At 38.2% G+C, this 13037-nt stretch carries 11 protein-coding genes and 1 pseudogene; 5 read left to right on the top strand and 7 right to left on the bottom strand.

All coding sequences use genetic code 11. The annotated features are described in order from the left end of the window. Positions 1-101 precede the first annotated feature (101 nt). From JNO66_RS10360 to JNO66_RS10350, 3 genes are read right to left on the bottom strand one after another with little or no spacing between them, the layout of a single operon-like run. Positions 102-824 (bottom strand): ABC transporter ATP-binding protein, encoded by a 723-nt coding sequence (locus JNO66_RS10360; RefSeq protein WP_203088164.1) that lies wholly within the window; start codon positions 822-824, stop codon positions 102-104. Next, complete coding sequence (locus tag JNO66_RS10355; protein WP_203088163.1) at positions 824-1603, bottom strand: ABC transporter permease; 780 nt, start codon at positions 1601-1603, stop codon at positions 824-826. The genes JNO66_RS10360 and JNO66_RS10355 overlap by 1 nt, the downstream gene beginning before the upstream one ends. Positions 1604-1653: 50 nt before the next feature. After that, a complete protein-coding gene (locus tag JNO66_RS10350; RefSeq protein ID WP_210340834.1) occupies positions 1654-2694 on the bottom strand; it encodes a glycosyltransferase family 2 protein in 1041 nt (346 codons plus the stop codon). A gap of 99 nt (positions 2695-2793) precedes the next feature. Between JNO66_RS10350 and JNO66_RS10345 the strand changes: the two genes are divergently transcribed. The 5 genes from JNO66_RS10345 (at position 2794) to JNO66_RS10325 (ending at position 8065) form a co-directional block, all read left to right on the top strand. Next, complete coding sequence (locus tag JNO66_RS10345; RefSeq protein ID WP_203088162.1) at positions 2794-3576, top strand: SGNH/GDSL hydrolase family protein; 783 nt, start codon at positions 2794-2796, stop codon at positions 3574-3576. A 295-nt stretch (positions 3577-3871) separates the two neighbouring features. Continuing rightward, complete coding sequence (gene nrdI / locus JNO66_RS10340) at positions 3872-4258, top strand: class Ib ribonucleoside-diphosphate reductase assembly flavoprotein NrdI (protein WP_203088161.1); 387 nt, start codon at positions 3872-3874, stop codon at positions 4256-4258. After that, positions 4218-6329, top strand: a complete 2112-nt coding sequence (nrdE, locus tag JNO66_RS10335) for a class 1b ribonucleoside-diphosphate reductase subunit alpha (RefSeq protein ID WP_203088160.1) — start codon at positions 4218-4220, stop codon at positions 6327-6329. The genes nrdI and nrdE overlap by 41 nt, the downstream gene beginning before the upstream one ends. Before the next feature lie 80 nt (positions 6330-6409). Next, positions 6410-7390, top strand: a complete 981-nt coding sequence (gene nrdF, locus JNO66_RS10330; protein WP_203088159.1) for a class 1b ribonucleoside-diphosphate reductase subunit beta — start codon at positions 6410-6412, stop codon at positions 7388-7390. A 54-nt stretch (positions 7391-7444) separates the two neighbouring features. After that, positions 7445-8065 (top strand): hypothetical protein, encoded by a 621-nt coding sequence (locus tag JNO66_RS10325; RefSeq protein WP_203088158.1) that lies wholly within the window; start codon positions 7445-7447, stop codon positions 8063-8065. Positions 8066-8121: 56 nt separating this feature from the next. Here JNO66_RS10325 and JNO66_RS21025 read toward each other — a convergent pair. From JNO66_RS21025 to JNO66_RS10305, 4 genes and pseudogenes are all read right to left on the bottom strand, one after another. Then, a pseudogene (locus tag JNO66_RS21025) lies at positions 8122-8259 on the bottom strand (sunset domain-containing protein); the annotation flags it as partial. Positions 8260-8976: 717 nt separating this feature from the next. After that, positions 8977-10110: a M20 family metallopeptidase gene (locus tag JNO66_RS10315; protein WP_203088156.1), complete on the bottom strand. Its 1134-nt coding sequence runs from the start codon at positions 10108-10110 to the stop codon at positions 8977-8979. Positions 10111-10404: 294 nt separating this feature from the next. Next, positions 10405-11103: a DUF977 family protein gene (locus JNO66_RS10310; RefSeq protein WP_203088155.1), complete on the bottom strand. Its 699-nt coding sequence runs from the start codon at positions 11101-11103 to the stop codon at positions 10405-10407. 13 nt (positions 11104-11116) lie between these two features. Continuing rightward, a complete protein-coding gene (locus JNO66_RS10305; protein WP_210340833.1) occupies positions 11117-12760 on the bottom strand; it encodes an ATP-binding protein in 1644 nt (547 codons plus the stop codon). Between the last annotated feature and the right edge of the window lie 277 nt (positions 12761-13037).

Raw genomic sequence — 13037 nt, 5'->3', positions numbered from 1 at the left:
TCCCTAACTATAGTCCTTTAACATTAGTAATTAAAATACAAAAGATAGTTTTTGAAGGTAAATAACCTTTAGATTATTTATCTAAAGGTTATTTATCATATCTATTTTGCTTCGTATAACTTAATCATATCAATGATATCTCCTTCTGCCTCAACCTTCCCTTTTTTTAATACGATAGCACGATCACATATTTTTTTTAATGGTCCCATACTGTGTGAAACAATAACAATTGTCTTTCCACTTTTTTTCATTTCGATCATCTTTTTATTACACTTTTCTCGAAAATCTTTATCACCCACAGCTAACACTTCATCAATTAATACAATATCAGTGTCAATATGGACAGCAATTGAAAAACCTAACCTTGCTTTCATACCGGAAGAATAGAATTTAACGGGTGTGTTTATGAATTCGTCCAGTTCTGCAAATTCCACAATTTGGGGAAGAATTTCTTGTATTTTTTCTTTTTTTAAACCATATATCGCACAATTCAATCTAATATTTTCTAAACCCGATAGGTCTCCGCTGAGCCCTGCACTTAGTTCAATTAAAGGCATTAAAGTCCCATTTAACTCAATTGTACCTTGGTCAGGAACAATTACACCGGAAATCACTTTAAACAAAGTACTCTTTCCAGCGCCATTTTTTCCTATTATAGCGTATCCTTCACCTTTTTTTACTTCGAACGATACGTCTTCTAATGCTTGAAATTTATCGACTGATTTTTCTTTTTTAAATATGGAGATTAATTGTCCTTTTAACGTTTTTTCAGTTGGTTTTCTGAAAGCTTTTTTAACATTCTTAACCACTAATGCACTTGTCATTAAATAACTTCTCCAATCTTTTTACTCATTATCTTAAAGAATTTCCAGCCTACAAAGAAAATGAATAATGAAAAAATGACTGTATAAGTAATCATTCCCCATGATGGTGTAAGTTCTCCGCCATGAAAAATCCAACGATATATGGTTAATATGGTCACCATAGGGTTAAGTTGGAACAGAATAAAGTAACCACCTAATTGCTCTTTAACTTGAATTAGTGGATACATCACAGCAGATAAATACATCCACCCTCTCATTAATAATCCAACTATAAACTCGACATCTCTGAAGTAAACATTTACACATGAGAATATAAATACAATACCTAACAAGAGTATGGTTTGTAGGACAATAACTAATGGTAAAACAGCTATTCCAACTAATGGTATTGACCCATTAATATAAAGTGAATATGCGGCAACTAAAACTAAAGATATTAACAGATTTACTAAGCTAGAAAATGTTATCGTTAACGGAAACAGTTCTCTAGGAAAATAAATTTTCTTAATTAATGAGCCATTCGCTGTAAGACTCTTTGTTCCTCTTGATACTGAATGTTGTGTGTACATAAAAGGAATTAAACCCGAAACTAAAAAAAGAGTATAATTTTCAATTGAAACTCTTGCAATAACCATAAAAACTAAAGTAAAAATCAACATTAGGCCTAATGGTTCTAGTAGTGTCCAGAAATACCCGAAAAATGTATTACGATACCTTACACGCAGTTCCTTATGCACAAGAAAATATAAAAGTTCTTTATATCGAAAAATTTCTCTCATTAAATCTCAACCTAACTTAGTTTGGAGTTTTTACATACAATGTTATATCATCAATTAAACCTTTTGTCACTTTCCTGCTGGCTTTTCTGATTGATTAACCAATATTCCTTTTTAAAATGGGCTGAAAAACTCCCAAAACCTCTAAAAAAGTGAAGACAAAAAAATGTGAAGATACCCGGCACAAAATACTTTATTCCATTTTTTTTTGCTAACTCAATTGTAGATAAAGCTGCTGCAAGTAGATAAAGAAAAATCATACTCATAAAACACCATCTAGCTACAGGGTGAAGTATAGCCGCAATCGTGACTAAAACTCCGAATGAGAATGCATACAAAGGTGCTTTATGACGCCGTCTTAAACTGCCCGGACTCACACGGTTAGCCATAATATTCCACACGCCATCACCTAACGATTTTTTTATCAAACCACTAAGAGATGGTCTTACATAATAGGTTGATTGAATAGACGTAGAGAGATAAAATTGTCCGCCTTTGTCTTTCATACGTTTATGAAATTCAATATCTTCATTTCGTTTCAGATGCTCATTAAAGTAACCTACTGTCTCAAATACCTCTTTTTTATAGGCACCATAAGGCACAGTATCAACAAATCCTTCCCATACGTCTTTTGTCGTACGGAATTTGGAATTGCCAACTCCAAAGCGATGGGAATAAACGTATTGATTGATCTCCCCTTGGAATCCTTCCCCTTTTGATACGATGATTCCACCTACACAATCTACTTCTGGTTTTCTATTAATTAAGTGTATATAATTCTCGAGAAAATCGTCAGGTACTAATGTATGACCATCTACTCTAAGGATGTAATTTCCTCTAGAGGCTTTAATTCCTAGATTCCAGCCAGGTGGTAATGTTTTCTGCGGGTTCGATATGACCCTTATAAAGTCTTTATTCTTTTTTAGTATTGGTTCTATTACTTCTAGCGTTTTATCCTCTGATTGCCCATCTACAATAATAATCTCATATTGATTCCTGTTTAAGGTTTGATTAATTAGCTTTTCAAGCAACTCCGCAATATAACTTTCTTCATTTCTAGTAACAACTAATACAGAAATCGTAACATTAGACAAAATCCTACACCTTCTTTTCTAAAACAAGCGCTTTTTAAAAACCTTTCTTTAATGGAACGTTAGTTATATAATAAATTAGATCTTTATACTCAGAAAGGAATGTTCATCCTGAAAAATTTAGCATTTGTTTTAACAATTATTTTGTCAATTGGAATCATCGCTTTCGGATACATATCTTATCAAAACAAACTTAATGATTTAGCAACTAATGCCGAAACAGACGTTACTAATAATACCACAAATTCATCAAATGAAATAATAGAGACGGAAGAAAGTCACTCGTTCGGTGGGATACTTGGTGATACGTATGAGAATCTTGAATCAAATGAGCTTAACATTGTTTTCTTTGGTTCCAGTGCGCTTGAGTCTGTTCAAGACGAATCGACTGAAGTAGATATCTGGCCTGATCTACTCGTACAAGCAATCGAAAGTGATAGCCATCCGGTCCGTCATGAAATTATCAACGTAGAGTCGCAGTCAACTTTAGATATCCTGAATTCTTCTGACATTGATTTACTTATGAGATCAAATCCTGATATTGTTTTCTTAGAGTCATTAACTTTAAATGATAATGGTTTACTTCTTATTGAAGAATCTGAGGATAATTTGAATTTACTCTTAACTCAATTAAATGAAGAATTACCTAATAGTAAAATTATTTTATACCCATCTAATCCACTCTTGAACCCGGTACAATATTTAACACAAATCCAATCTTTAAATCAGTTTGCTGAAGAAAATTCTATTTTATACGCTAATCACTGGGGAACTTTTCCAGAAGTCACAGACCCTCAAATAGAAGAATACTCTAAGAGTGGTATCCTTAGCGAAAAAGGTCATCAGGAGTTAGCCGAATTTATGGAAGAGTTCCTAACTAAGTAATAATCAATCGTATAGATGTCGTTAAATTCAGCTATGAATTTTAGATTCATGGCTTTTTTTGTTGTATACTGTCTAAATTTTTCAAGCTACAAAATGTCCTATAATCCCCCTCCCAAAAGTTTATATTTTTCGACAAAAAGACTTGTCCACATGACAACAACCGACTGGGACGGCTTTTTCGTTCATTTATACACAGGTTGTGTATAATATCTATATATTGTTTTTTTGATGTTTATCTTATACTATATGTGGTATAGTTCTTTAAAGATTGATTGGAAAAGGAACGTGATATGAGATGCAAATCATATACGATTCAAAGACTGGTAATGTGAAACGGTTTGCGGATAAGCTTCCTTTTGGGGACAAGCAACCAATACATCAAGATACACACATAGATCAGCCCTTCATCCTCATTACGTATACGACTGGCTTTGGTAATGTGCCAGAGAGTACAGAGGCGTTTCTAGCAAAGAATGCAGACTTCTTGGTAGGTGTTGCAGCAAGCGGGAATCGGATATGGGGGGCAAATTTTGCGAAGAGTGCAGATACGATTTCTGCACGGTACAACATTCCTGTGTTCAGGAAATTTGAGTTAAGCGGCACGTCATCAGACGTAGAAGGATTTACACAGGAGGTCAATCATGCTACTACAAAAACAAAACAGCATTCCACGTTGGGTTGAGTTAAACAACCAAATTATGATTCGCAAGGAAGGTCAATTTCAGTTTGATAAGGATTTAGAGGCTGTACATAGCTATTTTGTTGATTACATCAATCAAAATACAGTCTTTTTCCATGATCTTGAGGAAAAGATTAAGTATCTTGTTGAGAACGACTACTACGAGGCACACATCATTGAGATGTACACAATGGAAGAGATTAAGGAAGTCTATCAGCTTGCTTATGATAAGAAATTCCGCTTCCCTTCTTTTATGAGTGCATTTAAGTTCTACAATGATTATGCGCTAAAAACAAATGATAAGAAGAAGATTCTTGAGCGCTACGAAGACCGTATTTCGATCGTAGCTTTGTTTTTTGCTAAGGGCGATGTGGCCAAAGCGAAGCAATATGTTGAGACAATGATTAATCAAGAGTACCAGCCAAGTACCCCATCATTCTTGAATGCGGGTCGTAAGCGTCGTGGAGAGCTTGTTAGTTGTTTCCTTCTGGAAGTAAATGATTCGTTAAATGATATTTCAAAAGCGATTGATATTTCAATGCAGCTATCTAAGCTAGGTGGCGGTGTGTCTCTGAACCTTTCTAAGCTTCGTGCGAAGGGTGAGGCGATTAAAGATGTTGAGAATGCGACAAAAGGTGTCGTTGGTGTGATGAAGCTTCTTGATAACGCGTTTCGTTATGCTGATCAAATGGGACAGCGTCAAGGATCTGGAGCTGCTTATTTAAATGTTTTCCATAGTGATATTAATGATTTCCTTGATACACGTAAGATCTCAGCGGATGAGGACGTTCGCGTAAAGACTTTATCAATTGGTGTGGTTATTCCTGATAAGTTCGTAGAGCTTGCTCGTGAGGATAAGGATGCATATGTATTCTATCCACACACCATTTACAAGGAATATGGCATTCACATGGATGAGATGGACATGAATGAGATGTACGATAAGCTTGTAGACAACCCGCGCGTTCGTAAGGATAAGATGAACCCACGTCGTTTGCTACAAAAGCTAGCAATCCTACGTTCAGAGTCCGGCTATCCTTATATTATGTTTGCTGATAATGTGAATAACGCACACGCAAACAATCATATTAGTAAAGTGAAATTCTCTAATCTTTGCTCTGAGGTTCTTCAAGCCTCTCAAGTATCAACATATGGTGATTACAATGAAGAGGATGAGATTGGTTTAGATATCTCATGTAACCTTGGATCGATTAACATCATGAATGTCATGAAAAACAAATCTCTTGAGCAAACTGTTGCCATTGCCACAGATTCTCTGACTCATGTGTCTGAAACGACAAACATTCCAAATGCTCCGGCTGTCCTGCGGGCAAATCACGCGATGCGTTCAATTGGACTTGGTGCAATGAACCTTCACGGTTATCTTGCTCAGAATCAGATTGCTTATGAAAGTGAAGAAGCGCGCGATTTTGCGAACACATTCTTTATGATGATGAACTTCTACTCCATCAAACGTTCAAACGAGATTGCCAAAGCAACAGGACAAACGTATCATCAGTTTGAGGGATCTACGTATGCTGACGGAAGCTACTTTACTAAATATCTTGAGAATGACTATTCTCCACAATTTGAGAAGATTGCTACGTTATTTGAAGGTATGCATGTTCCAACAAAAGAAGACTGGGCACAGCTTGCGGAGAGCGTAAAGACAGATGGCTTGTATCACAGCTATCGTTTATGTATCGCTCCAACTGGTTCGATTTCTTACGTACAATCTAGTACAGCATCTGTTATGCCAATTATGGAGCGTATGGAGGAGCGTACGTACGGTAACAGTAAAACGTACTATCCAATGCCAGGACTTGCACCTTCAAACTGGTTCTTCTATAAAGAAGCCTATGATATGGACATGTTCAAGGTAGTTGATATGATTTCAACCATCCAAGAGCACGTTGACCAAGGAATTAGCTTTACGTTATTCCTAAAAGATACGATGACGACTCGTGATTTGAATCGCATCGATTTATATGCTCACCACAAGGGCATCAAAACAATCTACTATGCAAGAACAAAAGACACTGGCCAAGAAGGCTGCCTATCTTGCGTCGTATAAAATAGAAGCAAATATCCATCAAAGAGGTGGCCCTGTCACCTCTTTTGTTATGTAAATCGAACTAAAGGAGATACACAATCATGAGCAGAGTATTTGATGCAGCAAACTGGTCAAAGCACGAGGACGACTTTACACAAATGTTCTATAACCAAAATGTGAAGCAGTTCTGGCTTCCTGAGGAAGTCGCTTTAAACGGAGACCTTCTAACTTGGAAGTATCTAGAGGAAACTGAGAAAGATGCTTATATGAAGGTTCTAGCAGGATTAACCTTACTTGATACGGAGCAAGGAAACACAGGGATGCCAATTATTGCCGATCACGTAGAAGGTCACCAGCGTAAAGCCGTGCTTAACTTTATGGCAATGATGGAGAATGCGGTGCACGCGAAGTCATACAGTAATATCTTCATGACACTGGCTCCAACTGAGACAATTAATGAAGTATTTGATTGGGTTAAAGAAAATCGTTTCCTTCAGAAAAAAGCAAACATGATTGTTGGAATCTATGAAAACATTCAAGCAAATGATGAAATCTCTCTATATAAAGGGATGGTTGCATCTGTTTATCTAGAGAGTTTCCTTTTCTATAGTGGATTCTATTATCCTCTTTACTTTTACGGACAAGGGAAATTGATGCAGAGTGGCGAGATTATCAACCTGATCTTACGTGATGAAGCAATTCACGGCGTGTACATTGGCTTACTTGCACAAGAAATCTACAATAAACAGACGCCTGAAGTACAGCTTGAATTACAAGGATACGCACACGAGCTCCTTAAATCACTATACGACAACGAGCTAGCTTACACAGAAGATGTCTACGATCAAGTTGGCCTTTCGTATGATGTAAAGAAATTCATTCGCTACAATGCAAACAAAGCGTTAATGAACCTTGGCTTTGATGCTTACTTCGAGGAAGAAGAAATTAATCCAATTATCTTAAATGGACTAGATACAAAAACGAAGTCTCATGACTTCTTCTCGATGAAGGGGAATGGCTACAAGAAAGCAACGGTTGAACCTGTTCGAGACGACGATTTTATTTTTGATACGCAAAAGTAGGCACTATGCCTCTTTTGCGTCTTACTTTTGTGGATTCAGGAAGGAAGAGTACAAATGGGAAAAATGGATGAGCAAATCCTAGTTGCCCCCCGAGAGTCCGTCTTTCAATCTGAGACGTTAACATTTCAAGGGTTAACTGGTGAAAAAACAACAACAGATGCCATTATGAAGCAAATTAAAGAAACGTATAAAGAAATGCGCCGCGGTGACGCAGAGGAAGATCCTAGCTTTAAACAGCCAATTCCTTATGTAGTCATTCGTCGCGGAGACGAGTTCTTTGCATATGAACGCTTAGCTGGAGGCGGAGAATCTCGTCTACATAATAAGCTATCTCTAGGCTTTGGTGGGCACATGAATCATATCGAAGCAGATAACTTTGATGAAGTGCTCCGAATCAACACAGATCGCGAATTAGATGAAGAGCTTGAGCTAGCAGAGGAGGATAAGGTATCAATCGAAACCATTGGATTAATTAACGATGATGAATCCGAGGTTGGTCGTGTGCATATCGGAATCCTTTCTGTACTAGATTTGAAGGACACAGCTCAAGTCAGTGTAAAAGAAACGGATCAAATTGCGGGACATTGGATGAAGCTAGAACAATTAGCGGATCAAGAGCAATATGATCGCATGGAGACATGGTCTCAGTTTGTGGTTGATTTGTTGAAGAAATAAATAGACAAAAAGAACAGATCCTGAGCACAGGATCTGTTCTTTTTTCAAACAAATAGTTATCTTTTAGGCGCTCTATATCCTGCATTCTCAGCTTCCGATTCCGAACAAAAATATTTTACGACATTTGTTGTTCGATCATAATAAGTGCTTCCAGGTACATGATAAATACCACTTTCACTTCCCTTGATATCACAACTTGCAGATTCATCTGAAGTGTCTTGACTGGTTTCACTTTTGTCGTTGTTACTCTCTTCTTGAACATTTGCCTTTACTTCTTCAATTTCTGATTCTTTCGATTTAATCTCCTTGCTAAGTGTTTCATTTTCTTTTTCAAGTGTCGAAACTTGAGAACCTAGCTTTTCTTTCTCTTCTACTAGTTTCTCTTTCTCACTTTCTAAGTCCTCGTTTTTGAGTACTAAGGTATCAATTTCAGCTTCGTACTCCTGGATCTTGTCTTCTAATTCTTCAATTGATGTTTGACTGGCAATCTCTTCTTCAAGCTCTTTATTTCTCTCTTCTGCTTCAACTAATTTTTCTTTTAGTTCATCATTCTCTTCATTTAATTCAGATATCTGTTCATTTTGCTCATCTGTTATGGTTTGTAATTCCTCTAAATCTGGGCCAGCAGATACACTTTGAACCTCGCCACACCCACTTAGCACCATAACTAATATGATTGCCGCAAATACAGATTTCCACGTGAATCTTGTCGTGTTCATTTCACTCTTTTCCTCGTCTCTATGTAATATTATCTAACACCTATCTATCATAGAGCGAGTGTATGAGATTGCATATAGTTTCGACAAAAGCTCTCATATATCCCTATGCTTAACATTGATAGAGATGACAAAAAAAGCAAACTACCAGTATTGATAGTTCGCTTCATACATTTAGAATTTATTAAACTATGTTCACTTCGCCAATCTCTTCACTACCGCAGCCAAAAGCTCAGCCCTCTCGACCAACGTCTCGATCTCCAGGTATTCTCCTTCATTGTGTTGATTCCCGCCTTTTGGTCCGAGTCCATCAATGGTTGCGATGCCCATCGCTGATGTGAAGGAGGCATCTGATCCGCCGCCGGTTGAGATATCCGTGATCGGTAGACCAATCTCTTCGCCTACCTCTTTAATCGTATCAAGTAACTCGATGGTCTGAGTGTTTTTCTCCATTGGTGGACGTGTGATTCCGCCCTCTAACTTAATGGAGGTGCCATCAACATCTGGAGTGGCGCAGATTTCTTCGATTTTCTTTGCAAGCGGTTCTGCTTGCTCCATTTTTGTGATGCGAATATCGATCTCTCCTGTAGCTTTAGGCGCAACCGTGTTAACGGAGGAGCCCCCGTTAATAAGTCCCACATTTACGCTAATGCCATTTTCATGATCAGAAAGAGCGTGAAGCTTAATGACTTTATGAGAAAGTTCTTCTATCGCACTACGGCCTTTTTCAGGCTCAATTCCAGAATGGGCTGCTCGACCACTGACTTCCATTTTATAAAGTCCGCCCCCACGTCGTGATGATACTAGCGATCCGTCTGTTCTCGCAGGTTCCATTACGAGAGCGTATTTCATTCCACTGGCATGTTTTTCTATCACAGCTCTTCCTGCCGGTGCGCCAATTTCTTCATCACTTGTAAATAGAATCTTAACTGATTTTAAAGCGTCCGCGTGCTCTTGTAGCAACGCTTTTACTGCAAATAATGTTGTGACGTGACTTCCTTTCATATCAATCACACCTGGTCCGTAGGCAATACCCTCTTTTATTGTGAAAGGTCTTTCTTTAGCTGTGCCTTTGCCAAACACGGTATCCATATGTAAAACAAGTAGCGTTGTCGGGTCTGTTGCTTCTTTATGAGACACGATTAGTTGGTTTCCAAATTCTTTTTCTTCATTAACGTGAGTGTCAAAGTCTAGTTCATTAAACTCCTGTTGTAAGATTCGGACGATTTCATCGACACCTTGTTTATTATAGGAGCCGCTGTCAACATTAACTAGCTTCTCTAACAGCTCCAGCATGGCTGTTTCTTTAGATTGTAGATACTCTTTCACACTAACCACTCCTATCTATTCTTCTTCTATTCTATCATATTGAGAAGAATAGAAAAAAGCTGCCTTACGATCGACCAGTCTACCTAGACTCATCATTCGTAAGACAGCTTCACACCCTAGAAAAAGCTAAGCGTAATCTTAATCCAACCAACAATCGCAACCCATAACGGCAAACTGAGTAAAGTCCCCCAGAAGACACCTTCAAAGAAATTCCCTTCATGCTCCATCATGACTCCCCCTTTTATAAGGAGTTTAGACAATTATATGCAGCTCTATTCATATTAGTATTGAAGTTTACGTCGGTTTGTATAATTTCTCTGGCCTTCCTACCACACCGTATGTGACGTCACTTTTTGCGTCACCACGTTCAACTAATGAGGCCAAATAGCGTCGTGCGGTTGACCGACTTACGCCAAACGCTTCGACTACTAATTCGGTCGTCGCTTCCCCACGCGCTTGAATGAATGCCAGTATTTTATGATAGGTTATGTGGTCAATTCCTTTTGCGAAAGGAGCTTGAGAAGGTTCTCCTTGTTCATTACCTAGAAAGAGCTGATCAATATTTTTCTGGTCTAATTTTTTTTGCTCATTTGTCCAATAAGTAATAGTGGACCTGAACTGCTTGTACCGAGTAAGCATTTCTTTAAATCGCTTAAACATCACTGGCTTTGTCAAATAATCAAACACACCGTACCTTAATGTCTCTACAATCATTTGAACATCTTGTTCCGCGCTAATCATAATGACATCTACTTCTGGGTACTCTACTTTCAGTGTAGGCAAAAACTCTACCCCGTTTACATCAGGAAGGTAAATATCTAAAATAACAAGCTGTGGTTTATAGACATCTAGTAGCGTGTCAATTTCTTCTTTGGATGTAGCAACACCCACAACTTTAAAGTCTCCCACCTTTTCAACAAATCGCTTATTAATTTCTGCTACCTTCATATCATCTTCAATGATGAGTACATCTATCTCATGAGACTGTTCCATAGTCTGACTCCTTTCATCCTGTATTCTCTTCTAGTGGAATGGTTACTTCAATGGATGTTACTGCGTCTTCCTTTGAATCAACTGTTAAAGTCCCATTTAACTCGCGCACCATTGATTGAATCATCCGCATCCCGTATCCATGGTTGCCTTCTGTCTTTGAAGAGTAACCAGATTGGATGATGGATTCAAGCGAGCGCTCTCCAAATCCTGTCCCCCAGTCACTCACTGATACAATCAATGCACCTTCCTTAAACGTAAACGTAACATTGATTTTTTTTCGAACAGCTTCTGGCTTAAGCACCGTCTCTATTGCATTATCTATGGCATTCCCGAGTAATATCAGTAATGGACGTCGCTGATTTTGGCTCAGTTGAATTGAATCTGAGGGCAGATGAATGGTCCACTCAATCCCCTTCTCTTCAGCCTGATGCTGTTTTCCGATGAGCAAAGATTGAAGCCACGCATCACTTTTATTCGCTTTTAAGCCATTCATTTTTATTTCGTGTGAATGTGCTTCCTCGTTTATATAGTCTATGGCCTCTTGATAGGATTCAAGCTGCAGGAGTCCGGATAGCACATGAAGTTTATTTGAAAATTCATGTGTTTGCGCCCGTAATACATCGGCATATGCTTCGGTTTGACTTAGTTGTTCGGTTAATTCTAGAAACTCTGATGTATCTCGTAAGCCAAACACTGTCCCTACCCATTCATTTGTAGCATTCTTAATTGGCACTTTCTGCACAACAATCCCTTTCGCAATGGTAATGGCTTCATAATCTCTCATCGTATCATCACTTTGTGCAAGCAGCTCCGCTAAGACATGCGAATGAATGAGCTCTGATAACGATCGATCGATATAGGTTTGTGTTGGATCAAGGCCTAACAGCTTTTTTGCGCGACCATTCATTAAGGTGATTGTATTTTTCTCGTTAATGGCCACTAATCCCTCACCAAATGATTCAACAATCGCTTGTTTTTCTTCATACAGACGACCGATTTCCTTTGGTTCCATGCCGAGTGTAGCACGCTTTAATCCTTTTGTGATTGCAAATGTTCCTAATGCACCAAGTCCCAATGTACCGAGTCCTACAAATAGAATGACTCTTTCGTAGGCAAGTGCTGTTGCGTTAATGCTATCAGCTAAAAAACCAACAGATACAAAACCGACTACTTCTCCTTCAATGAAAACTGGTGCCTTTCCACGAATGGATAGACCTAAAGAGCCTTCTGCCTTCGAAATAATCGAACGTCCTTCTTGTAAGACTGGTTCATTGTCTCCGCCAACAGCTGGCTTACCAATTCTAGAGGAGTCAGGGTGGTAATACCGTAAACCCTCTTCATTAGCAATTGTTATGAATTCGGCTTCACTCACTTCAAAAACATCATTTACGGTTTGATACATTTCTTCTGCTGGGTGATCAGATTGAAACGCATCCAAAACGGTTTGATTAATAGCTACGGTTTCAGCCAAATCTAGCGCTCGCTGTCCTATTTCTTTTTCTAGTGCCTCTTCAATCATCTTTTGAGAGGAAAACCCTAATATACATATAATTAAAAGGATAAATGTAAAGATTAATAGCATTAATTTTGTTTGAAAGCGCATAAATAAAACCTCTCTATAAATAACCGAGTCTTTAATGAATAGTATACCACTCATTCTCTTCAGTCTGGACAGAACAAAAAAGAAGAGCCCCTTATAGGGACTCTCCACTGAACCTGCTGACGTTACTCCGTCAGACCGCACATGTGCAGGTGGTTCTGAGTGTCACGACGTCTCGTAACACGGGTAAACCTCGTACAATCAACGTTCACTGAACCACCTCCTTTCGATTGGTTTAAGTATACTAGCGCTTGTCCTATTTGTAAAGTTTTATTTTTCTGAATATTTACATTGTATTCATTAAAAAAATTTGGTTTAAATCAATCGTAACTTG

It is taken from the genome of Alkalicoccobacillus gibsonii, assembly GCF_016798245.1.
Classification (GTDB): Bacteria; Bacillota; Bacilli; order Bacillales; family Bacillaceae_D; genus Alkalicoccobacillus; species Alkalicoccobacillus gibsonii.
Note: the sequence above shows the minus strand (reverse complement) of the source record. Positions and strands in the feature narration are given on the sequence as shown.

Bases quoted from the DNA above. Each gene is read 5' to 3' on its own strand.
- nrdF (WP_203088159.1), top strand. From the start codon at position 6,410: ATGAGCAGAGTATTTGATGCAGCAAACTGGTCAAAGCACGAGGACGAC.
- nrdI (WP_203088161.1), top strand. From the start codon at position 3,872: ATGCAAATCATATACGATTCAAAGACTGGTAATGTGAAACGGTTTGCG.
- JNO66_RS10345 (WP_203088162.1), top strand. From the start codon at position 2,794: ATGTTCATCCTGAAAAATTTAGCATTTGTTTTAACAATTATTTTGTCA.
- JNO66_RS10325 (WP_203088158.1), top strand. From the start codon at position 7,445: ATGGGAAAAATGGATGAGCAAATCCTAGTTGCCCCCCGAGAGTCCGTC.
- JNO66_RS10305 (WP_210340833.1), bottom strand. From the start codon at position 12,760: ATGAGTGGTATACTATTCATTAAAGACTCGGTTATTTATAGAGAGGTT.
- nrdE (WP_203088160.1), top strand. From the start codon at position 4,218: ATGCTACTACAAAAACAAAACAGCATTCCACGTTGGGTTGAGTTAAAC.
- JNO66_RS10360 (WP_203088164.1), bottom strand. From the start codon at position 824: ATGACAAGTGCATTAGTGGTTAAGAATGTTAAAAAAGCTTTCAGAAAA.
- JNO66_RS10355 (WP_203088163.1), bottom strand. From the start codon at position 1,603: ATGAGAGAAATTTTTCGATATAAAGAACTTTTATATTTTCTTGTGCAT.
- JNO66_RS10310 (WP_203088155.1), bottom strand. From the start codon at position 11,103: ATGGAACAGTCTCATGAGATAGATGTACTCATCATTGAAGATGATATG.